The organism is Bradyrhizobium sp. Kon10, assembly GCF_055807395.1.
Genome location: NZ_JBVVOZ010000015.1, coordinates 39,336 through 65,250 on the forward strand (window position 1 = coordinate 39,336; position 25,915 = coordinate 65,250).

24 protein-coding genes are annotated in these 25,915 nt (G+C 63.4%); 11 read left to right on the top strand and 13 right to left on the bottom strand.

Features of this window, described 5'->3' with window-relative positions; genetic code table 11:
- Window positions 1-42 precede the first annotated feature (42 nt).
- Window positions 43-432, top strand: a complete 390-nt coding sequence (locus AC0L2O_RS21245; RefSeq protein ID WP_369723577.1) for a hypothetical protein — start codon at window positions 43-45, stop codon at window positions 430-432.
- 120 nt (window positions 433-552) lie between these two features.
- Window positions 553-732 carry a hypothetical protein gene (locus tag AC0L2O_RS21250; RefSeq protein ID WP_369723578.1) on the top strand — a complete coding sequence of 60 codons (180 nt, stop codon included), beginning with the start codon at window positions 553-555 and terminating at the stop codon, window positions 730-732.
- 77 nt (window positions 733-809) lie between these two features.
- On the opposite strand, the gene AC0L2O_RS21255 is transcribed toward AC0L2O_RS21250, so the two are convergent.
- The 6 genes from AC0L2O_RS21255 to AC0L2O_RS21280 form a co-directional block, all read right to left on the bottom strand.
- Window positions 810-2,192, bottom strand: coding sequence for a hypothetical protein (locus AC0L2O_RS21255; protein WP_409188792.1), 1,383 nt, complete (start codon window positions 2,190-2,192; stop codon window positions 810-812).
- A 195-nt stretch (window positions 2,193-2,387) separates the two neighbouring features.
- Window positions 2,388-2,612 (bottom strand): hypothetical protein, encoded by a 225-nt coding sequence (locus AC0L2O_RS21260; protein ID WP_369723580.1) that lies wholly within the window; start codon window positions 2,610-2,612, stop codon window positions 2,388-2,390.
- Between the two features lie 74 nt (window positions 2,613-2,686).
- Complete coding sequence (locus tag AC0L2O_RS21265; protein ID WP_409188793.1) at window positions 2,687-2,965, bottom strand: hypothetical protein; 279 nt, start codon at window positions 2,963-2,965, stop codon at window positions 2,687-2,689.
- Between the two features lie 526 nt (window positions 2,966-3,491).
- A complete protein-coding gene (locus AC0L2O_RS21270) occupies window positions 3,492-3,815 on the bottom strand; it encodes a hypothetical protein (RefSeq protein WP_369726755.1) in 324 nt (107 codons plus the stop codon).
- A 340-nt stretch (window positions 3,816-4,155) separates the two neighbouring features.
- Window positions 4,156-6,006, bottom strand: coding sequence for a dihydroxy-acid dehydratase (ilvD, locus tag AC0L2O_RS21275; protein ID WP_473371070.1), 1,851 nt, complete (start codon window positions 6,004-6,006; stop codon window positions 4,156-4,158).
- A 210-nt stretch (window positions 6,007-6,216) separates the two neighbouring features.
- A complete protein-coding gene (locus AC0L2O_RS21280) occupies window positions 6,217-7,119 on the bottom strand; it encodes a VOC family protein (RefSeq protein WP_473371071.1) in 903 nt (300 codons plus the stop codon).
- A 781-nt stretch (window positions 7,120-7,900) separates the two neighbouring features.
- Here AC0L2O_RS21280 and AC0L2O_RS21285 point away from each other — a divergent pair.
- Entirely contained in the window at window positions 7,901-10,147 is a 2,247-nt protein-coding gene (locus AC0L2O_RS21285; protein WP_473371072.1) for a TOMM precursor leader peptide-binding protein, read from the top strand.
- Between the two features lie 95 nt (window positions 10,148-10,242).
- On the top strand, window positions 10,243-11,619 hold the full coding sequence (locus tag AC0L2O_RS21290) for a SagB/ThcOx family dehydrogenase (RefSeq protein ID WP_473371136.1): 1,377 nt from the start codon (window positions 10,243-10,245) through the stop codon (window positions 11,617-11,619).
- Between the two features lie 306 nt (window positions 11,620-11,925).
- On the opposite strand, the gene AC0L2O_RS21295 is transcribed toward AC0L2O_RS21290, so the two are convergent.
- From AC0L2O_RS21295 to pncA, 5 genes are all read right to left on the bottom strand, one after another.
- Window positions 11,926-13,281, bottom strand: a complete 1,356-nt coding sequence (locus AC0L2O_RS21295; RefSeq protein ID WP_473371073.1) for a DUF1236 domain-containing protein — start codon at window positions 13,279-13,281, stop codon at window positions 11,926-11,928.
- Between the two features lie 109 nt (window positions 13,282-13,390).
- Window positions 13,391-13,777, bottom strand: coding sequence for a GrlR family regulatory protein (locus AC0L2O_RS21300; protein WP_473371074.1), 387 nt, complete (start codon window positions 13,775-13,777; stop codon window positions 13,391-13,393).
- 14 nt (window positions 13,778-13,791) lie between these two features.
- Window positions 13,792-15,825 (bottom strand): NAD(+) synthase, encoded by a 2,034-nt coding sequence (locus AC0L2O_RS21305; protein WP_473371075.1) that lies wholly within the window; start codon window positions 15,823-15,825, stop codon window positions 13,792-13,794.
- Window positions 15,826-15,977: 152 nt separating this feature from the next.
- A complete protein-coding gene (locus AC0L2O_RS21310; protein ID WP_369723586.1) occupies window positions 15,978-17,093 on the bottom strand; it encodes an alpha/beta fold hydrolase in 1,116 nt (371 codons plus the stop codon).
- Between the two features lie 16 nt (window positions 17,094-17,109).
- Window positions 17,110-17,748 (bottom strand): bifunctional nicotinamidase/pyrazinamidase, encoded by a 639-nt coding sequence (gene pncA / locus AC0L2O_RS21315; RefSeq protein WP_473371076.1) that lies wholly within the window; start codon window positions 17,746-17,748, stop codon window positions 17,110-17,112.
- Window positions 17,749-18,001: 253 nt separating this feature from the next.
- On the opposite strand from pncA, the gene glk reads away from it, so the two are divergent.
- From glk to AC0L2O_RS21330, 3 genes are all read left to right on the top strand, one after another.
- Window positions 18,002-18,970, top strand: a complete 969-nt coding sequence (gene glk, locus AC0L2O_RS21320; protein ID WP_473371137.1) for a glucokinase — start codon at window positions 18,002-18,004, stop codon at window positions 18,968-18,970.
- Window positions 18,971-19,105: 135 nt separating this feature from the next.
- Window positions 19,106-19,312: a hypothetical protein gene (locus AC0L2O_RS21325; protein ID WP_369723589.1), complete on the top strand. Its 207-nt coding sequence runs from the start codon at window positions 19,106-19,108 to the stop codon at window positions 19,310-19,312.
- A 143-nt stretch (window positions 19,313-19,455) separates the two neighbouring features.
- Window positions 19,456-19,611: a hypothetical protein gene (locus AC0L2O_RS21330; RefSeq protein ID WP_369723590.1), complete on the top strand. Its 156-nt coding sequence runs from the start codon at window positions 19,456-19,458 to the stop codon at window positions 19,609-19,611.
- A 95-nt stretch (window positions 19,612-19,706) separates the two neighbouring features.
- Here the strand turns inward: AC0L2O_RS21330 and AC0L2O_RS21335 are convergent, their stop codons facing one another.
- Together AC0L2O_RS21335 and AC0L2O_RS21340 are read right to left on the bottom strand one after the other, a co-directional pair.
- On the bottom strand, window positions 19,707-20,084 hold the full coding sequence (locus AC0L2O_RS21335; RefSeq protein ID WP_473371077.1) for a response regulator: 378 nt from the start codon (window positions 20,082-20,084) through the stop codon (window positions 19,707-19,709).
- A gap of 111 nt (window positions 20,085-20,195) precedes the next feature.
- Window positions 20,196-21,014 (bottom strand): Spy/CpxP family protein refolding chaperone, encoded by an 819-nt coding sequence (locus AC0L2O_RS21340; RefSeq protein WP_473371078.1) that lies wholly within the window; start codon window positions 21,012-21,014, stop codon window positions 20,196-20,198.
- 466 nt (window positions 21,015-21,480) lie between these two features.
- Here AC0L2O_RS21340 and AC0L2O_RS21345 point away from each other — a divergent pair, with 466 nt between their 5' ends.
- The 4 genes from AC0L2O_RS21345 to AC0L2O_RS21360 all read left to right on the top strand — a co-directional run bounded on the left by AC0L2O_RS21345 (window position 21,481) and on the right by AC0L2O_RS21360 (window position 25,913).
- Window positions 21,481-22,821: an ABC transporter substrate-binding protein gene (locus AC0L2O_RS21345; RefSeq protein ID WP_473371079.1), complete on the top strand. Its 1,341-nt coding sequence runs from the start codon at window positions 21,481-21,483 to the stop codon at window positions 22,819-22,821.
- A 135-nt stretch (window positions 22,822-22,956) separates the two neighbouring features.
- Window positions 22,957-23,895 carry a carbohydrate ABC transporter permease gene (locus tag AC0L2O_RS21350; protein WP_369726757.1) on the top strand — a complete coding sequence of 313 codons (939 nt, stop codon included), beginning with the start codon at window positions 22,957-22,959 and terminating at the stop codon, window positions 23,893-23,895.
- Entirely contained in the window at window positions 23,895-24,806 is a 912-nt protein-coding gene (locus AC0L2O_RS21355; RefSeq protein WP_369723594.1) for a carbohydrate ABC transporter permease, read from the top strand. The genes AC0L2O_RS21350 and AC0L2O_RS21355 overlap by 1 nt, the downstream gene beginning before the upstream one ends.
- 6 nt (window positions 24,807-24,812) lie before the next feature.
- Window positions 24,813-25,913, top strand: coding sequence for an ABC transporter ATP-binding protein (locus AC0L2O_RS21360; protein WP_473371080.1), 1,101 nt, complete (start codon window positions 24,813-24,815; stop codon window positions 25,911-25,913).
- Window positions 25,914-25,915: the final 2 nt, after the last annotated feature.

The following is a 25,915-nucleotide window of genomic DNA, read 5'->3' on the forward strand; positions in this document are numbered from 1 at the left end:
TTTCGACGCAGCCATTGAAAGCGCTGTGGTTGGAGACGGGCCATGCTGCCGGAAAACCTCGACTTCCTGACCTTGACCTACGGGTTTTTCAACATGCTGCGGTTGATGTCCTACGCGCCGCAATTGGTTTTGCTCGCCCAGGACAGGAGCGGCGCTAAAGCCATATCGGTTTCGAGTTGGCTGATCTGGACCGGGGCGAACTTGACCACCGCGGTTTATGCTTGGGTCCGGCTCGCCGATGTCCCGCTTTCACTACTCAACGCCTTCAATACCGGCTGTTGCGCTACGATGCTGGCATTGTTGATCTACAAGCGGACGAAGGCGGGGCTGGACTGCAGCAGAACTGACATAGGTGGCGCGCCTAGCCGGTGCCTGCATCGACCGTTTCGGCGCTCGCCTGTTTTAAACCCGAGTGGCCTAAGCCGATTTTGAGGGTGGCCCAGCTTGGCGTTCGTGTGTGACGTGCCTCACGACGGTCGCCTTGAAGCTCAGTGTATCCATTTGATCACGGCTGGCGGGAATTGTCCCTCCTCCGACGAACAGGAGAGAGACATGCATAACGACATTCGCGAACTGAACACCGGCGAACTCGATTCCGTCACCGGTGGTGATTTTGGCATCTTCGAGTGCATCGCGCTCGGCGTGGCCGGAAACGCGGTCTATGAGTTCATGAAATCGCATCAGGGGGTTTCGGACGCAATCAACTACATCAAGCAGCAGGCCGGCAAATAATTGAGATCAGAGGCTGCCTCAGTGGGCGGCCTCATTGATTGCAGACCTTTGCCGTCGTCCTACGCATTGACGCTCGCTCAGGTTCGCCCGCGCCACCACCTCAAAAAGGACCTGTCTTGCTCCGGTCCGGTCGGCTGCGTTTTGGGATGCACTGAAATGTGCCTGGCGCTCAGCAGAGCGGCAATGTCGGCGGGGGCGAACTTCCCGGTTGCCACCATCTCGTCCGTCTTGAACTCGTCCACGACGAATGGCTTGCCCGCTTGCCTGCACACCAGCTTGACCGTGCAGGCGACGTTTCCGGGGATCGCTGCCACGGTGTTCGCTTCGCTCAGCACGTTGCGTTCGCTTGCGTAGAGCGAGTCGCGGAACTCAGGGCTGAGGGCAACAAGAGCGGCCTCCTGCCGATCGCTCAGGATCAGCCTGAGCAGAAGAGCTGCGACCATCGCGTCCCGGCAACGATCCGGACCGATCCGTCTCGCAACATAGCTCGCCTGCATGCGGTTGAAAGCGACGCCGAGGCCGATCGCCAGGGCGAAAATCAAATCGAACTCGGCATTGCCGAAAATGCCGTGGCCCAACCATTGGGTGATGCAAGCGGCAAGCCCGATGCTGATGTACAACGCGGTAAACCTGGCGGGCATCGAGCGGGGGTCGAAGATCGCCCATGCGGCCCAGATCAGAAGGGCCAGCGCCGACCATTGTAGATGGCCTATGTTCGCCACCACGTTCGACCACGCGTATTGCCGGGTCGCCAGCAAATCAGGGATGAAGTCGGGCCCGAAGATCGCGACACATGCGAGAAGCCCGGCAATAGTCGCCAGGCCGCTCAGGAATGTCGCCCTGACTGCATCGCGGTTCGACGAGATGAAAAGCCAGCAGATCGCCGTTAGCGGGACACCGACAATGTTGTGCTTCCAGAATCCCGCGACGACCATGAGCAGCAGCGCGGGCACCGGAGACCGCTTCTGCTGGCAGAGCCGAAGGAAATACACGAGCCCCGCGCCCATGATCGCGAGGCCGGCAAGCTGCGGATCGTTCGCGCCGACGTAGATGGTCGAGTTGCGCGCCATGATCGCGACATACCAAAGCGCCGCAACTGCGCCGCCGAGGCGGCCCAGCGTCAAGATCCGGACCGAAAGGAATACCTCAAACGCCAGCGCCGCCAGGGCCAGCAGCGAGAGCGCGCGCCCCACAAACAAATTGTCCATATCCAGCAGCTTGCCAAGCGCGCCGATCGCGTAGAACGAGAGCGGCGGGTAGTTATTGCCGGCAAGGCTATCTGGCCCGGGGTACATCGGCCGCCACGCAGCCGCCGCGTCCTGCCAATAGGCGTTCCACGACTCCGTCGGCCAGATCTCAATCAAGAACTGCGCGCGCCAAATCGGCCAGGCGAGGAAGTAGCCGGCAGCGAGCGACAACAGCACAAGGTAAACAATCGCGCGGCTGTCCACGCGCGACAATGGTCGCGTTTCCGCGACCGCAATCGAGATAACCAAAAGGAGCCCTCGCCCAGACCCGTAAAACAATGGGCGGAAGCATGCAGGGCGGATGGCGGCGACGCAATCGGGTAAATCCCGGTGCTGGGAATATGGTAAGATAATGCCGGCAGGGAGCTGCCGACCCGGCCTGTTCCGCTTCCGATCCCGGCGGCGGGCTCATTCTGCCGCGCGCAGACCTTGCTCTGTCGGCTCATAGCGCTGGCCGTGCTGTTCGAGCCAGCCGCCTTCGACCATCTTCCGCGCCATCGCCATCGTACATATCCGCTGGTTGCCCCCCGGATGGTAGAGGCCGTCGCCGCGCTGGATCAGGAAGCCGTAGACACGGGCCAGCCGTAGCGGCTTGATCATCCCGGGAAAGAGAATGATGGATTTGCTCGTCATTGCCCGCTCCCAAACGCCGGCACAATCAATCGTTCCAGAGCGTGTTGGGCGGATCTATCGGCAGGGTCGGAACTTCACGGGCGCCGCCACTTCCGCGTAAACGGCACCGCTCGATCCGGCATGTCATGCCAGTTCGGAACGACGTTGGAGGCGCCTGCGCCGCAGGCCTGGCAGACCATGGAGCGCGCGACCTGTGCCCATGGCCGTCCTTGTGGCAGTGCGTCGAGACGGACGTCGACCATGCGGGCGCAGCCATTGCACTGGACGTTACAAGTGACGTGGCCGTCTGCGATCCAGTCGGCAGGAGTGCCGAGCGGGAAGCGGACCGACGATCCGCTGGCGCGATGCTGCATGCCACCATTGAAGGGGCTTCCCAGCAGACCGCAAATTATCCATTGCTGGGAGGCGCGAGCGACTGCGGGCTACCGCCGGTCGTGGCTGTGGACAAGCCTCTTGGCGGACCTCTTGGCGGAGCGGCTCGATTTCAGAACGATCGTATCGACCCTCCGACACGGCAGGCACCTGTAGGCATACACGGGGGGCAGGTTTACAATCTCTGGCAGCGTCGCAAGGTAGTCCATCGGGCTCCTGCATTTGCTGCAAATGAGGATTGGTGGGTTACCCTGCTCGTCGGCGCGCGTCATCCAAGTCCGTCCGGAAGCCCCGCAGGGTAGTTCCAGTTGGACGGCTGCGCATCTCCGGTGGAGTACCGGGTGCTATCGGAATTCGGAATCCTGCGTGGCTTGGCTTTCGACACCGCTCGCGCTGATGCGAGCTGATGTCGGCGCCCTTCCCTTCACCGACAGCGTTTCGGCGGCCGAAAAAGAAAACGCGGCGCTCCTGGGGAGCGCCGCGCGAAATCTTCCGCTGTGGCTAGCCTCAGTACCCGCAGGAGGCGCAGCCCGTGGCCACCGGGGCGTAATAGGAATACCCCGGCGAGACCATCTCGACGCGCTGGCGCGTGGCGTATTGCGGCGGGATGCGCTCGTACTGGACGCTCGGCGGCGCCACCATTACCGTCTGCGGGACCATCACGGTGCGATACTGCGCCGGCGCACGATGGGCGATCGTGGCGCCGGGCGACACCATCACGGTCTCGTCGACGGTGCGGTATTGCGGCTGCACATATTGCTGCTGATAGCAGGTCGTGCACGGCGGCGGCGTGTAGCAATTGTAGCAGCCGGCGGAAGCCGCGCCCGTCATCGACATCGCGGCGACGGCCGTTGAGAAAACGACAGCAAGAGTACGAGACATTGTGGTGGCGCCCCAGTTGCCCGAAATGGATTTGAAGGTCGCAGCATTATACGCCGCGAAATCCCAGGCTGCCGAAGTTCGTCGGGGCATCCTTAATGCGAACGCGAAGCCGCGGACCATCGATAAGGATTCATTGACCATGCATGCCGCGCCAGCGTTGCCGGACGCGTAGCCCGGATGGAGCGCAGCGCAATCCGGGGGCCGATCCTCCGCTCTCGCACTTGCCCCGGATCGCACCAATGGGCGGCGCTTTGCGCCGACCATTGGCTCCATCCAGGCTACAAGCAGTCTACTTCACGCGCCGCTTCACTTCGCGCACCGCGCCGCGCGCGGCGCTGGTGGTGAGCGCCGCATAGGCCTGCAGCGCGGTCGAAACGTTGCGCTTGCGATTCTGCGCCTGCCAGGCGGCATCGCCCTTGGCCTCTTCCGCCGTGCGGCGGCTGGCGAGTTCCTCGTCGGAGACCTCAAGGCTGATGCTGCGGTTCGGAATGTCGATCGCGATGCGGTCGCCGGTGCGCACGAGGCCGATATTGCCGCCTTCGGCGGCTTCCGGCGACAGATGGCCAATCGACAGGCCGGACGAGCCGCCCGAGAAACGACCATCAGTGACGAGCGCGCAGGCTTTGCCGAGCCCCATCGATTTCAGATAGCTGGTCGGATAGAGCATCTCCTGCATGCCGGGACCGCCGCGCGGGCCCTCGTAGATGATGACCACGACCTCGCCGGCGACGACCTTGCCGCCCAGGATGCCCTCGACCGCTGCGTCCTGGCTTTCGAACACGCGGGCTGGGCCGGAGAATTTCAGGATCGAGGCGTCGACCCCGGCGGTCTTCACGATGCAGCCGTCCTGCGCGAGATTGCCGTAGAGCACGGCAAGCCCACCGTCCTTGCTGAAGGCGTGCTCGAGATTGCGAACCACGCCCTTCTCGCGATCGGTATCGAGCTCGTCGTAGCGGCGCTCCTGGCTGAAGGCCACTTGCGTCGGGATGCCGCCGGGCGAGGCGCGGAAGAAGGTGCGCACCGCTTCGCTCTTCGAGCGCTTGACGTCCCAGCGCTCCAGCGCGTCGCTCATGGTCGGCGCGTGCACGGTCGACACGGAGGTGTCGATCAGGCCGGCGCGGTCGAGCTCGCCGAGAATGCCCATGATACCGCCGGCGCGATGCACGTCCTCGACATGCACGTCGGCGACTGATGGTGCGACCTTGCACAGCACGGGCACGCGGCGCGACAGGCGGTCGATGTCGCGCATCGTGAACGCGACCTCACCTTCATGGGCAGCCGCAAGCAGATGCAGCACCGTGTTGGTCGAGCCGCCCATCGCAATGTCCAGCGTCATCGCGTTCTCGAACGCCTTGAAGTTGGCGACATTGCGCGGCAGCACGGAGGCATCTTCCTGTTCGTAGAAGCGGCGCACGATATCGACGATGGTATGGCCGGCCTCGACGAACAGACGCCTGCGATCGGCATGGGTCGCCACGACCGTGCCGTTGCCGGGCAGCGCCAGACCCAGCGCCTCGGTGAGGCAGTTCATCGAATTCGCCGTGAACATGCCCGAGCAGGAGCCGCAGGTCGGGCACGCCGAGCGCTCGATCACCTTGACGTCCTCGTCGCTGACCTTGCTATCGGCTGCGGCAACCATCGCGTCGATGAGGTCGACGGCCTTGGTCTTGCCCTGGAGCTTGACCTTGCCGGCTTCCATCGGGCCGCCGGAGACGAACACCGCAGGGATGTTGAGGCGCAGCGCGGCCATCAGCATGCCGGGCGTGATCTTGTCGCAATTGGAGATGCAGACCAGGCCGTCGGCGCAATGGGCGTTGGCCATGTACTCGACGCTGTCGGCGATCAGCTCGCGCGACGGCAGACTGTAGAGCATGCCGTCATGGCCCATGGCGATGCCGTCGTCGACCGCGATGGTGTTGAACTCCTTGGCGACGCCGCCGGCCTGCTCGATCTCGCGGGCGACGAGCTGGCCGAGGTCCTTGAGATGGACGTGGCCGGGCACGAACTGGGTGAAGGAGTTGACCACCGCGATGATCGGCTTGCCGAAGTCGCCATCTTTCATGCCGGTCGCGCGCCAGAGGCCGCGGGCGCCCGCCATGTTGCGGCCGTGGGTGGTGGTGCGGGAGCGATAGGCTGGCATGGCGGTTTCCGTCCTGGGTTTGGCTGGCCGGGCGGGAAATATCGAAGCCGCTCAGGCCTTTCCGGCCGGATAGCGCACGGGGTGATCAGGCGCAACGGGAACTTGGCCCCGACCGGGCCGGATCGGCCTGTCGCAGGCCTCCCCTGCTCCGGGCGCGGGCTATGGCGATGTCGGTTGCCAGAACCGGTTCGCACCGGTCCGGATCAGGCGTTAGCGCTTTGGCTTTGGATTGGGCTTCGGCTTTGGCTTGGACTTTGGATCGGGCAGCACCATTCTGCCCTGAGACTCAGTCTCGCCCCACTTGGCGGACCACGTGATTTCCGAGGCCGAGGATGGCGCGATGCCTGCCGGACCTCGCGTACCCTGCAATGCAAACAGGGCGCCCTGGGGATCGACGCATCGCGCGATCCAGCAGCCATCGGGCAATTCGATCGGCCCCTGGAGAATCCGTCCGCCGCCAGCATTCACCTGCTTCGCCGCAGCGCCGATGTCGTCGACGTTGAAGTAATGCAGCCAGCTCGGCTGCGCGACACTCGGAAACTTCGTCAGCATGCCGCCGACGGTCTGCCCACCCGCGGAAAACAATTGATACAAATCCGCCGGATCGGTTTGGGCGTCGGCCTTCTGCCAGCCGAACAGCTCCTTGTAGAAATCGAAGATCGCGGTCCGGTCGGCGGCCAGCAGCTCATGCCAGCCAACGCGTCCCGGCTCGTCCGGCCGGCCTGATTTCCGGTCGCCATATGTGGGTTGCGCGATCAGCCCGAACGTCGCTTGCTGCGGATCGGCAACGACGGCTATTCGGCCGATATTGGTGTCGGTCGGCGGCACCATGATCGCACCACCGAGACGCCCGATCCGCGCGGCGATCCCGTCCAGATCGTCGACGGCGACGTAACCCATCCATCTCGGCGTTGCCCCCATCCGCCGCCCCTCTTCCGGCAGATCCATCAATCCGCCGACCGGCGCGCTGCCGTTACGAAGCACCGTGTAGGCCAGCTCCGACGTTGACTCGTCCTTCAAAGTCCAGCCAACCACCTCGCGATAAAACGCGCTGGCGGCCGCAACGTCTGTGGTCAGGAGTTCATACCAAGCGAAGCGCTCTGGCTGATCCACGCCGATCTCTCCGTTCACGCTTCCGTCTTGCGGCACTGCACCAAGCAGCACCAACGCAACGCGCCGATACTGTTCACGAACATGAATGTCATGAAGATGAATGCTTCCTGAGCGTGCGGCACAATGTTTTTGTCCGCATCATTGTTGCTTGCCTCATTTTCAGGGCGTAGACTTACCGCGGCTGGGATGCTTCTTGCAATGCTCGGAGGTTCGACCATGCGGCAGGCGAAGCAGAGTTCTAAAGCGAAAAAGCGAGTGACCAAAGTCGCCGTGCCGGCATTCGGAGCCGCAGGGTTGACGTTTTCGCTGGCGGGAAGCGCAATGGCGTCCGCCGTGCCTACCCCCGATGTACGGCAATTGCCGAACTTCGGATCGGATCAGGCCATCACCTTCGGCGAAGAGGAAATGGCCGACGTCAGCCTCGCCACGTTCCACCTGTTCGACAAGGAAGACGTAGCTGGCCGCGTGCAGGTGGCTTACCGTGGATGCGGTGGTTGTCGCGGATGCCGTGGCTGTCGGGGATGCCGGGGCTGCCGATGTGGCGTCGGTTGCCGAGGCTGCGCCGTTGGCGTGGTGGGATGCGCCGTGGGGTGCGCCGGTTGCTGCGCATCGTGGGGCCGTTGCCGCTGGTGCTAGACTCCGGCGCGTTCCGAATGGCGTGTCGAGAATCCGATAGATCATTGGCCGGCCCCGAGAACGGGTCCGGCCAATTGCTTGGTTTCGCGACCGCGCTTGCGCCGGCGATCCGAGGTAACGGCAACAGGATCAGCGTGCTCACTCAATGACGGCCAATCGCAAGACCCGCGTTGCGCGGCAGAGCCGCAAAGACATTCTCCGATTTGCACCGAACTTCACCGCCTACGAACTACCTCCCGATGCGGTTTGCCTCTATTCCGAGGATCGCAAGTTTTTCCTGCATGGCGAGCTCTATTGCGCCTTGGCCAACGCCATCGGACAACATGGCAGGACCAGGCCGGAGATCATGCGCCGGCTTTCGAAGCGCTTCCCGGCCGACAAGATCGAGGAAGCAATCAAGCGGCTGCTCAATCGCCGATATGTCATTGCGCGGACCTCGCAAGCTTTCAACGAGACCGTCGGCGGTTTCTGGGCAAGCCTCGGCCTGTCTCCGCAGATCGCGGAACAGAATCTTCGCGGCTGCTCCGTGCAGGTCGAGGCGATGGACGTCAAAGGCGCCAAGGAGCTGACCGCTGCCTTGAGCAAGCTCGGCGTTCAGATCGCAAACCGCGCGCCGAAGCTCACGATCACGCTGGTGAACGATTATCTTGATCGACGGCTCGGCGATCTGAACCAGGAGCGTGTGACCGGCAAGACCCCATGGCTGCTGGTGCAGCCCTCCGGCGCATTTCCACTGGTCGGACCCGTGTTCAAGCCTGGCGAGAGCGCCTGCTGGATCTGCCTGTTCGATCGCATGATCCGCAACCGCGAGATCAAGGGGTTTCTCGACCGGGGACCGGCGCGTGCGGTCGCCGTATCGCCGCTCGTCAGCGAAAGCGTCGGACAGAGCGCAATCCATTTCGCAGCTGTCGAGATCGCGAAAGCAATCGCCTCGGGCTTTCGCACCGATCTGCGCGATCACATCGCAAGCTTCGACCTGCCCGGTGCCGTCATCGCCAAGCACTACGTCGCGCGACGCCCGCAATGCCCGACGTGTGGCAGCAGGAAGCTGAACAACCCGCGCCGGCCTCCGATCCCCGTCGAGATCGGCGAAGGCAAGAAGCTCGTCATGACCAGCGGTGGATATCGCACCGTGACCTCTAGGGCTACGGTGTCGCGCTTCCGCAAGCATGTGAGCCCGCTCACAGGCGTGGTGACCAGGCTCGAGCGGATCGACGCCGATCTGCCGATGAACACCAATTATTTTGCCCAACATAATTTCTCCGCGCCGGCCCACAGCATCGACCAGCTCCGGTCCGGATTGAGCGGCGGCAGTTTCGGCAAGGGCTCGACCGCCGAGCAGGGCGAGGCCAGCGCGCTGATGGAGTCGATCGAGCGTTATTCGGGCATTTTCCAGGGTGACGAGATCAGGACGACGCGCAGCTTCGGCGATTTCGCGCCGGGCGACGCAATTCTTCCCAACGATATTCAGCTGTTCAGCGACACGCAGTTCAACCACAGGTTCCTCCAGCAGCCGGACGATTCCCATCCGGTGCCGGAGCCGTTCGATGTCGCGGCGAAGACCGAGTGGTCGCCGGTCTCATCGTTGCGCGACAAGCGCTTCAAATACCTGCCGACCGGCCTGCTGTACTTCTTCTATGGCGGCTTCCACACGGATTCCAACGGCTGCGCGGCCGGCAACACCCGCGACGAAGCCATCGTCCAGGGCTTCCTCGAGCTGATCGAGCGCGATGCCTATGCGATCTGGTGGTACAACCGGGTGCAGCGCGCCGAGGTTGATCTCGCGCAGTTCGACGATTTCTATGTCCGCGACCTCCAGAGCCAATTTGCGGAAGCCGGGCGCAAGCTGTGGGTGCTCGACATCACCAGCGATCTCGGCATTCCAACCTACGTGGCCATCATGCACTGGATGCAGAATGGACACGAGAATATCGAGTTCGGTTCGGGCGCGCATTTCGATCGACGTATCGCGCTGCTGCGCTCCCTCACCGAGCTGACCCAATTCATGTCCGTCGGCATGATGGGCGGTGCAAGCGGCGAGAAGCCGAGCCTCGACGGTGTCACGCCGCTGCGCCTGGAAGATTATCCGTTTCTGATACCGAGTGAGCGCCCGATCGTCCCGCCGGCGCCAAGCCTCGATCTGCACAGCAATACGCGGGACCAGGTCATTGCCTGCGTCGAGATCGCCGCCCGTGCAGGCTACGATTTCCTCGTGCTCGACCAGACAAGGCCTGATGTCGAGGTTCCCGTCGTCAGGGTGCTGGTGCCGGGCCTGCGTCATTTCTATCGCCGCTTCGCGCCCGGCCGCCTCTACGACGTGCCGGTAAAGCTTGGATTGCTGGAGCGGCCGCGATTGGAAAGCGAACTGACGCCGTTTCTTCCGCACACCTGAAGGGCTGCTGTTTCGTGCACGCTCCCCGGAAAAAGTCGACCAGGAAGACCGCGCCGGAGATTGCTGCTCGACTGAGCCATCGCTTCTCGCTTCAGATGCAGATGGACGGAAACGTCGCCGCCTCGCTGGGAGACTATTCCGTCAGCCTCGGCCAGTTCAGCCAGGCCGCGACGGTTCGCGCCCGCGACCTGAGCACCGGCCTTTCGCTCGCGTCCTTTGCAGGGAAGAGCGTGCTCGCCAGGGAAGTCGACGCGCTCGTGCGTCGGTTGGCCCGGCACGGGCTTCTGGAATACCGCCTCTCCTCGCCGCGTCATGAACAGGACCTCGTGATCATCGAGCCCCAGATCGCCGACTACTGGCCGCGACGTGCGAAGCTCGGCAGCCGTGACACCGTCGTGTTGTCTCGCTTTGCCTATCTGCGCCGGCGCGGCAACGAGATGGTGCTGGAATCGCCGCGCGCAGGCGCGCTGTTCCGGATCGGCGACCCCGCCATCGCCACGACCCTTGCCGAGCTGTCGCAGCCTCGGAAGATCAGCAAGCTCAACCTGCGGGCGGCGTCGTCCACGCTGTGTCTGCTCGAACTGTTGCTGGACAGCCAGATCTTGATCAAGCTCGACGCCAAAGACGGAGACGGCCTTCGGGTGGATGAAGGCGACGGCAATCTCGTGCTCTGGGATTTCCACGATCTGGTGTTTCACACGCGCAGTACGGAGGGCCGCCAAGCCAATCCTGTCGGCGCCGCCTTCACCTATGCGAACGCCGTTCCACCGCTGCCGGCGGTGCGGCCGCCCTGGCCCGGCAGCAAGATCGACCTGCGCAAATTCGCCCGCGCCGAACCGAACTCTCCCTTCCCGAAGCTGTTGCGCGAGCGCCATTCAACACGGGATTTCGACGACAAGCATCCGGTCACGCTCGGCGAGCTTGCGCAGTTTCTCGACACCACCGCGCGCGTCCTGTCCGAATGGAAGAGTGGCTCGTATTTCGAGGGCGGGACCGACGTCACCTACAGCACGCGGCCGTATCCGTCAGCCGGCAGCGCCTACGAGCTGGAATTGTACCTGACGGTCACGAATTGCGAAGGGCTGGCGCGCGGCCTCTACCACTACGATGCAGCGAGCCACGCGCTGGTCGCGATCGGCGCTTCCACTCGACAACTCCAGGCGCACGCGGCGGCCGCCCAGTTTGCCATGGATGCCCCTGGTCAGCCGCAAATCCTGATCACGATTGCCGCGCGCTTTGGCCGGATCTCCTGGAAATACAGCGCAATCGCCTACTCGCTGATCCTGAAGGATGTCGGCAGCCTCATTCAGACATTCTATTTGACTGCGACCGATATGGGACTCGGCGGCTGCGCCATCGGCAGCACCAACATCGATCTGTTCGCGAGGATGACGGAGCTGGAATTCCATGCCGAGGGCCCGGTTGGCCAATTTGCGCTGGGGCGCGGCAGGAACTCGGACGTCCAAGGCTAGCAGCAGCGCGTGCAGGCGCATGGTCATCGCGCGGAATCAAGCACGTTCGAATCCGTAGTGATCCGGAATGGAGTCCTATTCTGATGTCGCGTACATCGCGCATATCGATCGGCGGCCTTCCAAGGGCATCACCCTCTGATCGCGCTACATGGGGTTGGGGGACCACGTGGGCGGGGGATCAAAGGCTGGGGCAAGGTTACGAGGTCCGGACTCCTAGGCACTCCGGACCTCGTGCTTTTGATATTGAAAGCGATCACGCGCCGCCCGGCTTTCCAGCCTGGCGGCGCGTTTTCGTGCGTTGGGCGCTCAGCGCGTCTGCGGCTCGATCGTCACGGTGCAATCGCCCTGCCCTTGCGTGGCGACCACGATGTCACCGGTCGGGGCTCCGAGCGCGATCGGTGCGGACGAGCCGCCGCCGGGCAACTGAACAGTCACGCTCAACGAGTCCGTGCGGGCGCTCGAGCCGACCGTTGACGGTTCTGCTTCGGTGACGTTGCCGGACGCGTCGCGCCGCATGATGCGGCAGTTCACGTTGCTGGTCCCGCTGCTACCACTGGCTGCCGCCATGCTCGACCCGCCACGATCGTTCATTTGCGCCCGGGCGCGCGAGGGATCGCGCGGCACCTCGCTGACGATCCGATGCGTCTGGGGCTCTACAATGACGACGTCGTCATCGGTCGCGAAATATTCGTAGTCGCGATATTCGGGCTCGATCGAAACGATGTCGGGCGGCAATCGGTGAAGACGGACGCGCGGCGGAATCGTCTCGCCGACGCGGATCGAGATGTTCAGGTTGCGCTCGGGTTCGATGCGTTCGCGGCTCAAGGTTTCGGAGATCCGCACCTGCTTTTCGGGATTGATGCGGGTCTGCTGGCTGACCTGGGTGTTGGTCTGAGTTGATTGATTGGCTTGATTGGTCTGCGTGCCCGTTTGAGAGGGCGTCGTCTGTGCATTGTTGGTCGCAGGGGTCCGGTTGGTGTCGGTTGCCGTGGCCGGACGGTTGCCCTGTTGCGCAGGCTGCTGCTGCTCGGCGGCGTTGCGCGGTGGTTGGTTCTGGTTCCGCTCGTTCTGGTTCGCCGCCGTGCCCGCGCGGTCATTGTGCTCGCCAGCTGTTCCCGCCTTTGATTTCTCGGACTCGGCCGTCGACTTCTGCGGTGCCGACTTGTCCGGCTTCGTCTCGGCGCTGCTCTTGCCGCTCTCGTTCTTGCCAGCGTCGCTCTTGGCAGTGTCGCTCTTGGCAGTGTCGTTCTTGCCAGTCTCGTTCTTCCCACTCTCACGGCCCTGCTTGGCGCTTTCCGCCTCGCGGTTGCGATCTCGCCCCGGCTCGCGGGATTCCTGCGCCTGCTCTTTCGCGTTGGGTTGATTGCGCTCGGAAGCCGCCGCGGGCCGGTTCTTCTCTTCGCTGGCCTGGCGATTGGCGCCGCCCTTATCTTCCCGTCCGGCCCCCTGCATTTTCTCCTGGCCGCCTTGCGCGCGTTCCGGACCGCGTTCCTGAGTCCGTTCCTGGGCCGATCCACGTTCGTGCTGCTGCGCGGCGCCTTTCGCCGGCTCCTCGGTACGTTTCGGTTCGTCTTTTCGCTCACCGGGCGCCTGAGCATAGGCCAGGCCCGATGCGAGCATCAGCCCGACGGCGGCAGTCGACAACATCAAATGCTTGCGCATATCCCTCTCCTCGTCATTTTTCCAACAGAGGCGAACGTCGCGCTCGCGTGAAGGTTCCTGAAGGGGGAACGGCGGGACGCGCTCATCGGCGCGCCGGATCAGATCGCGCTCACATCGCGTCCTTCAGCGTGAGCCGCGCCGTGAACGTTACGCTGGTCTTGCCGACCAGCGCCATGCCTTCAACCTCGGCGCGGTCGGCGGAGTAGTGGCCCGAGAAGCCGCAGGTCACCTCTCTGCCGCCGAAGGCGAGTGTCTTGCCGACGGCCTCGGTGTGCTGATTGACGGTCATGTCGCCGCGCCACTTGCCGTTCCGGAAGGTGTAGCTGCCGGTGTAGTAGAAATAACTGTCGCCGCCCATGATGCGGCCATCGCAGAGCACGACGACACCTTTGGCCTGGCCGCGCTTGCCATCGCGCATCTCAATTTCAAAGATGTAGAGGCCATTGCGAACGCTGTTCTGGACGTCGCCCCGCTCGGACGCATCACCGGTCGACATGGCTCATCCCCTGCTCAAACCGGCACGTTTCGTTCCAGATCCTCAAGCCATGCCGCTGCGCTCGAATCCGAGGGCGCGCGCCAGTCGCCACGCGGCGACAGCGAGCCGCCGGCCGAAACCTTCGGTCCGTTCGGCATGGCCGATCGCTTGAACTGGCTGAAGGCGAAGAAGCGGCGCAGAAACACCTCGAGCCACCGACGGATTTCGGGAAGATCATAGGCCTTGCGCCGGTCGTTCGGGAACGCCGGCGGCCACTCGCCCTTCGCAACATCCTTCCACGCCTGGAGCGCCATGAACGCGATCTTGGAGGGCCGCATGCCGAACCGCAGCGTGTAGAACAGGTTGAAGTCCTGGAGTTCGTACGGCCCGACCGCGGCTTCGGTGCTTTGCGGCTTCTCGCCGGGCTTGGCCGGAACCAGCTCCGGCGAAATCTCGGCCGACAGGATCGATGCAAGGGTCCGGTTGACGTCGTCGCTGAACTGTTTCGAGGCGATCACCCAGCGGATCAGATGCTGGATCAGCGTCTTCGGCACGCCGGCATTGACATTGTAATGCGCCATCTGGTCGCCGACGCCGTAGGTGCACCAGCCGAGCGCGAGCTCGGAGAGGTCGCCGGTGCCGATGACGAGGCCGCCATGATGGTTGGCGAGCCGGAACAGATAATCCGTGCGCAGGCCCGCCTGCACGTTCTCGAAGGTGACGTCGTAGACCATCTCGCCCTTGCCGAAGGGATGGCCAATGTCCTTCAGCATCTGCGTGGCCGTCGTGCGGATATCGAGTTCCTGCCAAGTCGTCTGCAACGACTTCATCAGCGCGAACGCATTGGTCTTGCTCTCGGTGCCGGTGGCAAAGCCCGGCATGGTGTAGGCGAGGATGTTTTCGCGCGGGAGGCCGAGCAGGTCGACCGCCTTGGCGGCGACGATCAGGGCGTGGGTGGAATCGAGCCCACCCGACACGCCGATGACCACACGCTTGGTGCCGGTGGCGCGCAGGCGCTGCACCAGGCCGGCGACCTGGATGTTGTAGGCTTCATAGCAATCCTGTTCGAGCAGGCTCTCGTCGCTCGGGACGAACGGAAAACGTTCGACCTTGCGCAGGAAGCCAATATCGGCGGCCGGTGGCTCAAGGGCGAACGTGATTTTGCGGAAGAAGCCATCGCGCTGGCGACGGTTGTCGTCGAACGTCCCCATCAGCGCGCGTTCCTGTCGCAGCAGGTCGAGATCGACGTCCGCAAGCGTGATCTGCCCGCCCTGCCGGAACCGCTCGCCCTCGGCCAGCAGCACGCCGTTTTCGTAGATCGAAGTCTGGCCGTCCCACGCCAGATCAGTGGTGGATTCCCCTGCTCCGGCGGCAGAATAGACGTAAGCCGCAAGGCAGCGCGCCGAGGTCGATTGGCACAGCAATGCGCGCGAGCGCGCCCGGCCGATCGTGATCGGGCTGCCCGAGAGGTTGATCAGCACGCTCGCGCCCGCGAGCGCCAGCTCCGAGGCCGGCGTCACCGGGATCCACATGTCCTCGCAGATCTCGAGGCCAATCGTCAGGCCAGGAACGTCCTCGGCCGCAAACAGCAGATCGACCCCGAAGGGTGCGCGTAGCGCGCCGATCGCGATCACCTCTCCGACGATCCCAGCGCCGGAGGCGAAATGCCTCCCTTCGTAGAATTCGCGATAGGTCGGCAGGTAGCTCTTCGGCACGATGCCAAGGACGTTGCCGCGGTGAATGACGACCGCGCAATTGTAGATGCGGGCCCCGAAGCGCAGCGGCGCGCCGACGATGAGAACGGTCATCAGGGCCGAGGAGGCCTCGACGATCGTGGCGAGCCCCCGCTCGACCGCATCGAGCAGCGGATCCTGCTTGACGAGGTCTTCGATCGCATAGCCGGACAGGCACAGCTCGGGAAACACGGCGACCGCCACCGACTGCTCGTGGCAGGCATGCGCCGCCGCCAGAACCGCCTTGGCGTTGGCGGTGGGATCGGCCACATGGGACGTCGTGACGCAGGCCGCGACGCGCGCAAATCCGTGGGCGTAAATCGAGTGAAAACTCATCGAGCGCAGTACCTTCGATCTCTTCGCGACCGGAGGTGATCCGGCCGCCATCGGCTCCGACTGTATTTAGCCCATCGACGCCGCCCCGTGCAGGCCATTCGCCGTCATGCATAACGGAATTGCAACTCGCCTGCCCCGCCCCGCCGGCGGTGTCAGGCGCTGCGCGCCAGCACGCCGGGCCGATCCTCGCGCAGCCATTCGGTGATCCGGACCCAGGCATAGGCATGCGTGCGTGCGCCCATGAACAGACCGAGATGGTTGCTGGGCTCGGAGGCCGCCGCAATGAACGCCGGCGGCGTGCCGAGGAGCTTGGCGGTGGCGAGCGCTTGCGCGGCCGGCACCACCTCGTCGTCGAGGCCCGCCAGCAGGAACACGGGCGTCTTGACGTCCTTCAGATCAATCGCGCGCCCGAGTGCCGTGAACTGGCCGCTCGCAATGCGGTTCTCCCGGAAAATCCAGTTGACGATCTGGAGATAGTAGGTGCCGGGGAGATTGAGCGTTTCGGTGTTCCAGCGGTCGAAGCGCGCGAGCAGTGCCGCGCCTTCCTCGCCGGCGAGATCCCTCTGCAAGGCCGCCGCGATGTCGTCGTGGCTTGGCGCTTTCGACCAGACACGCAGCATCTCCTCGCCGCTGACATTGCCGCCGCCACGTGCGACGAGCTGGTCGTAGACCATTTCAGGCGCATTGCGGGCAAGCCGGCACAGCGACGAGTCGATCGCGAGATCGACCGGAGCGCCAACCAAAACCAGCCGCCGCACCTTGGCCGGAAAACGCGCTGCGTAGAGCAGCGACAACCATCCGCCCTGGCACAGGCCGACGAGATCGACGGGCGGACCGATCGCGTCGACGGCGACATTGAGGTCGGCGAGATAGCTGTCGATCGAGAGATAGCGCATGTCCGGCGCGGCGGAGCGCCAGTCGGTGAGATAGACCCGGTCGATGCCGCCATTTTGTAGCGACTGCACCACGCTGTGGCCGGGCGCGAAGTCCGCGATCAGCGCGCGATGCAGCGCATAGGGTGCACAAACCAGGGCTGCGTGGCCTGACCGCGCCCTGGTGCATTCGCGCAGGCGCATGGTCGCAAGCTCCAGCGCCACGGTGTTGGGGGTGGCCCACGGCAGGCTGCTTTCGTCCTGCTCCGCCGGGCGGTGCTCCAGCCACCAGAAACAGGCATCCATGGCAAGACGAGCCGCTTCAAACGGCCACAGCAGCGCATCCTGCGACACATGCGCCGCTCCCTTCGGGTGTTTGCCGCTGTTCTCTGCCACGACTACCTCGCGATCTTCACTGGAACGCCTCGCTGCTCATGACGGAAACGCCAAGGTCCCGAAAACTCTGATGGGCCGCGGCGATCGAGCCGAGCAGATCGAGGCCGCGGCAGGCGTCCTCGATGACGGCCACCTCCAACCCTGCCTTGCGGGCATCCTCCGCGGAAAAGCGAACGCAATAATCGAGCGCGAGCCCGGCGACGAACACCGTCTTCAGCTCGCGCTCGCGCAAATATCCGAGCAGGCCGGTCGGCGTCCGGTGATCGTTCTCGAACAGGGCCGAATAGGAATCGATGCCGGGGCGAAAGCCCTTGCGCACCACCAGGCTTGCCCGGGTGATCTCGAGCGCCTGGTGGAATTCGGCGCCGGACGTGCCCTGCACGCAATGGGATGGCCAGAGCACCTGGGGACCATAATCGAGCTCGATGGTCTGGAATGGCTGCCGCCCCGCATGGTTCGCCGCAAACGAGACATGGTCGCGCGGATGCCAGTCCTGGGTCAGCACCACATTGGCGAAATTTTGGGCGATACGGTTGATGGTCGGCACGACTCGCTCGCCGCCGGGGACGGCGAGCGCGCCGCCCGTGCAGAAGTCGTTCTGCACGTCGATCACGAGGAGCACGTCACGGTCGGACGCCTTCATCGCAGGCTCCATTGCATCGGCCCGGCGCAACGGGCGCCGGCCGCTTGCATGAATGTCGATCTTCCCGGGCTGCTTCGCAACCACCGACACTGCAGGGATGTCGCGCAAATCGTCCGACCTTCGTCCCCAGCATGCAACGCTTTGGCGCGGTCCGTGTTGACTAGCCTCATCCAAGGGCGGATTCTGCCATGTCCGCGACATGCGGATCGAAGGAGCGGAGGAAAAAGGCTCGCGCAGCCGGCAAGGCCGCGGTAGCCAGATGAGCATGAGTATCGGCAAGCCAGGAACGATTCTTCTCGCCGATATCGGCGGCACCAATGCGCGCTTCGCGCTGAGTGAGAGCGACCAGATCGGAGCAATCGACTATGTGAAGGTCGCCGACCACCTGACGGTCCAGGAAGCCATCACCGATGTGCTGCGACGGACCGCCGGCGAAAAGCCGGCCAGAGCCGTGCTGGCCGTCGCCGGTCCGGTCACGAACAATCGCTGCGTCATGACCAACAGCCCGTGGATCATCGACGGCAACGAGCTCCAGCCGGCGCTCGGCTTCGACAGCGTCCATGTGCTCAATGATTTCGAGGTGGTGGCCTGGTCCCTACCCGCCTTGCAGCCAAGCGACCTCATTCCGCTCGGCGGACAGGATGGCTTGCCGGGAGAGCCGTTGCTGGTGATCGGCCCCGGGACGGGCTTCGGGGTATCCTGCCTGGTCGAGCGCCATGGTGCGCGGCTGGCCGTCGTCACCGAGGCCGGCCACGCGACCCTGCCGGCGGAGAACGAACGCGAGGAACGCGTCATCGCCTGCCTGCGTCGGCGCCAGGGTCACGTCTCGATCGAGCGCGGCGCGCTGTCCGGCTCCGGCCTGCAAAGCCTTTACGAGGCGCTGGCGGAGGTCGATGGCGTGCAGATGCCGCAGCGCGACGCCGCCGGCATCACCAGAGCCGCGCTGGACGGCAGCTGCGAGCTCAGCCGCGCGACGCTCAGTATGTTTTGCGCGATCCTCGGCTCCGTCGCGGGCAATCTCGCGGTGACCTTTGGGGCCCGAGGCGGCGTTTACATCGGCGGCGGGATCGCCCCGCGCTTTCCCGACTTCCTCGCGGCCTCCGCGTTCCGGGCGCGCTTCGAGGCGAAGGGGCGTTTCCAGGACTATCTGCGCAACATCCCGACCCGACTGATCACCAAACCCGATGCCAGCTTCGTCGGCCTGAAGATGTTCGCCGACCACAATCTGGGTTGAAGCCCGCGCGCTTCTCGCGCGCCGCGGTTGAGCAATTCACAGCTGATTGCATCGAATGCACGTTTCCGCGCAGGATCGCGCTTGCCGGTTCGTGTGAGATGGGAAACAATCCAGCCGTGTGTACGGGGGCGTGACATGCGTAAACCAGATCTCGGCTTCGACTATCACCGCTACCACCGGCTGCTGACCGAGGCAGATGACGACGACAAGCGGCAGGCCTTGATCGAGCTCTTGATCGAGGAAAAAGCCAGGGAGCGGCTGGCTGCGCAACGCGCGTCGGATCGCGCCGCCATGACGGCCCATACCATTGCCAACGTGCTGAAGGCCGGCGCCCGCAACTGAGACTTGCAGAGCGTACGCTACTCACGCGATCGCGCGAGCGCTTGCGAGTCCGTTAACGATCCCTGGCAATCTCGCGTCAAACTTTGTGCTGTAGGAGTTCCCCATCACCTGATGCAATTCAGGGGTCAACAGGGGGAATGAACATGAGCATGATTTCACTCGCCGCGGTTCCGGCTGGCGTCGAAAGCCAATCCAGCGACTACTCCTTCAAGACCATTGTCGTGTTCTGCTGCACGGGTCTCTTCGCCTCGTTCAGCCTGATGGCGCACGGCATCGACCTCAGCGCCGGCCTGATGTGAGACGACCCGGACTTTGGATTGAGACGGCCGCCCCTTGGGCGGCCGTTTTCGTTACGCTATGGCAGAATGCCTGACCTAACGATTTACCTGCCCGATCAGTGCGGAACCTTGAGGGTGGCTTCCGGAAACAGCGACTCGATCATGGCCTTGAGGTCGTCGAGGGCGATCGGCTTGCGCAGGATCGGTCTCCGCCGGAGCAAGGACGGCAGCAGTTCCGGCCCGTAGCCCGTGGCGAACATGAACGGCTTTCCACGGCGCTCGATCAGGTCGGCGACGGGATCGACATAGAGGCCCATCAGATTGATATCGAGAATGGCGAGGTCGTACTGCGCGGTCATCGCGAAGGCGCTGGCGTCCCGCACATTGTCGGCTTCCGCGACGACGTGGTGGCCAAGCTCCTCCACCATGTCGGCGATCATCATTCGGATCAACGCCTCGTCTTCGACCAGGAAAACGGAGAGTCCGCCCGTCATGTCAACCCCGCAGCCAACGCACTAACCTAATCATACTCGAAGCTGCGGGAGGGGTCACGAATTCGTGGCGGGCGATGTTAATTCGGCTGCGCTCGTTCTGCTTCAACTTGATCAATCCAGGCCGCGCTCGTGGCTCAGGTGAACCATCTCCTGAATGAAGACCTGCTTCTGCTTGTCGTCCAGACTCGAATACAAGGGCTCGGCGGCGTCGGCGACATTGCGCTGATCGGCGGCGCGGTCGATCAGGAACTGCGCCTCGTTGCGCATCTGCTCGATGATGTCGTCGGGCGGATCCCGCTTGGCGCGCTCGACCCGAAGATTGAGCCGTTCCGCGCCATTGTGCCCCAGATAGTGCATCGAACTGGAGAAGCCGAACCAGTGCTTCTCCTGTTCAGGCGTGAGGTTGAGCTCGGTCTTGATGCGCTCGATATAGGCATCGCTGTTGGCGACGATCTGGTCGGGGGTCAATTGCGGCGCGCCGTTCTGGGTCAGGACCGTCACATCCTTGTCCTGCGGCTCATTCTTGGCTTCCTTGGTCGCCTTGGCGCCTTTGGCCGCCTTGGTGGTGTCCTTTGTGGTGTCCTTGGCGCTTTTGGGATCCCTGTCCTTGCCGGCGCCCTGCTGCTTTGCGTCCTTGCTCGTATCCTTGCCGGGATCCTTGCTCGCGTCCTTGGCAGCCGGCTGGCTGCCATTGTTGTTGTTGACGCCGAGCACACCGGTGAAGACACCGACCACGCCGCCGATCGCGCCGCCCAGGACGCCGCCAACGGGCCCCGCCGCCTTGTTCCCCGCCGCGGCCCCCTCCTGAACACCCTTGACCAGACCTTGTGCGTTCGCGACCGCCGCGGCGCCGAGCAGCAACGTGAGGACGGATCCGAGCGCGAGCCATCGTCGCAAGCGAAGCCGCGCAGGCGGCGCCGGGGTCATCATTCTGGTCTCCATCTCGATCTGCCAACCTTTCGAACGGCAGGCCTCCTGCCGGTTGCAACTCTATCGGTTTCCGCACGCGGAGGTCTAGGCGCGGACCGCCACCGTCCCCATGCGAAAGCTCTTTGCCGCGAAGCGGTTATGCAGGCTCATTCGGAACTGCGGCGTAATTGCGCACGGATCGTCCTTGATCCGGCCGGCTCCGTGTGTGCGTCGCAAAAAGAGCAGCCGCGGTTCATGGCCAATGCACGCGACCGCGTTTCATACGCAACGTTAGTTCTAGAGCGCGAGGCATTCGGCTTTCTCGACAGACGCAATCAATCATGATCTGATCGCGCTACCAATTTGCCGCATTTTTCGCGTGGTTTTCCAATCGGAAGGGCGGCTCCAACAAGAAACTTGCAAAGCAAAAACTGAAAAAAGCTGAACGAGGAAACTCCAACAACAAGTACCCAAGCGAGGAAACGAGATGTCACGCAAGAAACTGACGCGACGTCAATTTGTGACTGCCACTGCATTGTCCTCCGCGGCGCTGATCACGGCGCCCTATGTCCGAGGCGCCTACGCCGCCGGCAAGCTCTCGATCGGCTTCTGGGACCATTGGGTGCCCGGCGCCAACGACGCCTCCACCGCGCTCGTCAAGGAATGGGCCGACAAGGAGAAGGTCGAGGTCTCGATCGATTACATCACCAGCAACAACAAGAAGATCGAATTGACTGCCGCTGCCGAAGCGCAGGCCAAGTCCGGTCATGACATTCTTCAGATGCCGAGCTGGTGGCCGCATGCTTATTCCGAGAATCTCGAGCCGCTTAACGACGTCATGGAGCCGCTCATCAAGCAGAACGGCGAGGTGAACGGCACCGTCAAATACCTGGGACAGCTGGACGGCAAATGGCTTGCCGTGCCGGCCACGCCGGGGAGCCAGATCAAGGGACCCTGCTCCCGTATTGATCTCATGAAGAAACACGCCGGCATCGACGTTCAGGAGATGTATCCGGCCGGCAGCCCGCCGAAAGATGACAACTGGACGTTGGAGACGTTCTTGAAGGCCGCGGAAGCTTGTCAGAAGGCCGGCTTCCCCTTCGGCATCGGTCTCGGCGAGACCACCGACAGCGTCGACACGGCGGGTGCAATCTTCCAGTCGTTCGGCGCCGAGCTCGTCAATGCCAAGGGCGACGTCACCGTCAAGACCGACGCGGTGCGGCAGGCACTCGAGTTCTACAAGAAGCTGATCGCCGTATTGCCGACCGATGCGCCTTCCTGGGATGACGCCTCCAACAACAAATGGCTGATCTCGGGCCGCGGCGCGATGATCATGAACCCACCGAGCGCCTGGGCGGTCGCCAAGCGCGATGCGCCGCAGGTCGCCGAGCAATGCTGGACGCACGGCTTCCCGTCCGGTCCGAAGGGACGCTTCGCGCCGTTCCTGCCTTACTTCTGGGGCGTCTGGGCCTTTGGGAAGAACAAGGAAGCGGCCAAGAGCTTGCTCGTTCACCTGTCCTCGCCAGCTGCGATCGAGAAGTTCGTCGCGGCGAGCGGCGGGTATGATCTCCCGGCCTACGCGAATATGACGAAGTTCAAGACCTGGGCCGAGGAAGGGCCGCCGAAGGGCACGCTCTTCCACTATCCGGATCCCTACCATCGCCAAACCCTGTCGATCGCCGCGTCACCGGCGCCGCCGAAGATCGCCCAACAGATCTATTTCCAGGCGACGCTGACCAAGATGGCGTTGCGTTTTGCGCAGGGCGAGAAGCTGGACACGGCGCTCGCCTGGGCCGAGGGCGAGTGCGAGGGCTTCATGCGGACCTGAGCCGGGTGAGTGCCATGGCGGTTCACGCCTCTCGCGTGAGCCGCCGAGGCACCTCTCGATCAATCCGCGTGCCCAATGAAGCTGACCGTTGCGCCAGCTTCGCCGTTCCACATGTCCTGCAATGAGGCTAACGTCATGGCCGATGTCGTCGTTGAGCAAGGCCGTCTCGCTCGTGCTGCGAGCCCGCGCAAACGGGCGAGCCTGCGCAATGCAATGGGACGGAAATCGACCGTAGCGTTCTTCCTGACGCTGCCGCTGATCCTCCTGATCGCTCTGCTCGTGCTCTATCCAGCCTTCTATTCGGTCTACCTGGCGACGCTGAACAAGGCGATGACGAAGTTCGTCGGCCTCAGCAATTTCACCTTCCTGTTCAAGCGCGAGACGTTCTGGATGGTGGTGAGGCAGTCCTGCATTTTTGCGATTACCGCCGTGGTCTTCAAGGCTCTGATCGGCTTCATCGTCGCGCATTTCGTCCACAACATTCCCGGCAAAAAGCAACGTAAATGGCGCGGCATGCTGCTGGTGCCCTGGGTGATCCCGCCGGCGATGAGCACGCTGGCCTGGCTGTGGCTGTTCGACCCTTCCTACAGCGCCTTCAACTATACGCTCTCGTTCTTCGGGATCGGTCCGATTCCGTGGCTCGGTGATACCTTCTGGGCGCGTTTCTCCGTCATTCTCGTCAACGTCTGGTACGGCGCGCCATTCTTCCTGATCATGTACCTGGCTGCGCTGAAATCCGTGCCCGACCAGCTCTATGAAGCCGCAGCGATCGACGGCGCCAATTGGTGGCAGAAGATCTGGCACATCACCTTGCCGATGATGCGCAACATCATCGCCATCACCACGCTGTTCTCGCTGATCGTCACTTTCGCCAATTTCGACATCGTGCGCATCCTGACCTCCGGCGGTCCGCTCGACCGGACCCATCTGTTCGCCACCTGGGCGTTCCAGGTCGGCATCCAGAGCAGCGACATTCCGCTCGGCGCCTGCGTCTCACTGTTCATGGTGCCGATCCTCGCCGTCGCAGCGGTCTTCATCCTGCGTGATGTCTCCAAACGCGGGAACGAAGCCTGATGAGCACGATGGCAATCGACAAGGCGGGACCGAACCGCAAAGTCAAACTGCGCAGCATGAGTCGGGACCGCACCTGGGCGTTGCGTTGGTCCTACTTCTTCCTGGTGCTGTTTGCGATTTTCTTCCTGATACCACCGGTCTACATGCTGATCACCTCACTGAAGAGCAGCGCGGAGATTTCGGCGGCGACCAATCCGTGGTGGGTATTTCACCCGACGCTGTCGAACTATGTCGAGCTCCTGACATCGAACCAGTTCCTGCGCTTCTTCTGGAATTCCTCGATCATCTCGATCGTGGTCGTGATCGTGACGATGTTGATCAGCATCCCCGCGGCATTTGCGCTTGCGCGGATGAAGTTCTGGGGCTCGGCGACGCTCGCGACCGGCGTATTCCTCACCTATCTCATTCCGGACAGCCTTCTGTTCATTCCGCTGTTCAAGGTGCTCGCGACGGTCCAGGAGTTCACCGGCATCCCTCTGCTGAACCGGTGGTACGTGCTGGTGTTCATCTATCCGACGCTGACCGTGCCGTTCTGCACCTGGATCATGATCGGCTATTTCGCCTCGATCCCGAAGGAGCTTGACGAGGCTGCTCTCATCGACGGCGCCTCATGGCTCCAGACCCTGACACGGATATTCATCCCGGTCGCCCTGCCGGGGCTGATCGCTGCCACCATCTTCGCCTTCACCGTGTCCTGGGCCCAGTTTCTCTATCCGCTGGTCTTCACTACGTCGATCGACCAACTCGTGCTGCCCGTCGGTATTACGACGACGCTGATCAAGGGCGACGTTTTCAACTGGGGGCAGATCATGACCGGCGCGCTGCTTGGCGCCGCGCCGCCGCTGGTCATCTACGCCTTCCTGATGGACTATTACATTGCCGGCCTGACCGCCGGTGCGACAAAGGGTTGATGTCTTATGGCTGAAGTTGCATTGCGGAAGGTGGTCAAGCGTTACGACGAGGTCGAGGCGGTGCGCGGCATCGATCTCGACATCGCCGACCATGAGTTCATCGTGCTGGTGGGGCCCTCCGGCTGCGGCAAGTCGACGACGCTGCGCATGATCGCAGGGCTCGAGGACATCAGCGACGGCGACATCATGATCGGCGGCGACGTCGTCAACGACGTGCCGCCAAAGGATCGCGACATCGCGATGGTGTTCCAGAACTATGCGCTCTATCCGCACATGACGGTCGCGGAGAACATGTCGTTCGGGCTGCGGCTGAAGCACTATCCGAAGGCCGAGATCAAGGCGCGGGTGACGGAAGCCGCGCGGCTCCTCGACATCACCGACCTGATCGACCGCAAACCGAAGCAGCTGTCCGGCGGCCAGCGCCAGCGCGTCGCGATGGGCCGCGCCATCGTGCGCAATCCGAAGGTCTTCCTGTTCGACGAGCCGCTGTCCAATCTCGACGCCAAGCTGCGCGTGCAGATGCGGATCGAGATCAAGAAGGTGCACCAGAAGGTGCGCACCACGACGGTCTACGTCACCCACGACCAGGTCGAGGCGATGACGCTGGCCGATCGCGTGGTGGTGATGAACAAGGGGCGCATCGAGCAGATCGGCACGCCGAACGAGCTCTACCACAAGCCGGCGACGCGCTTCGTCGCGGGCTTCATCGGCTCGCCGGCGATGAACTTCATTCCGTGCCGGCTGGAAGAGTCAGGCGGCAAGCTCAACATCCGCCTGACCGACCGCATCGCCTTCCCGCTGCCACCGGCCCGTGCCGCCCGCTACAACGCGCTGCCGCGAACCGAAAACCTTCTGCTCGGCATTCGCCCCGAGCATCTCACGGAAGCGCATGCGCATCTGGAGCCCGGCGTCGAGACTTTCGATACCGCGCTCGACGTCACCGAGCCGATGGGGATGGAGACCCTGGTTTATTTCGGGCTCGAGGGCACGCCGATCTGCGGCCGTGTCGATCCCAATGCCGGCGCCAAGGACGGGGCACCCATGCGTTTGGCGATGGACCTCAACAATATGCACCTGCTAAACGAGGCGACCGGCGTCGTGCTGTGACC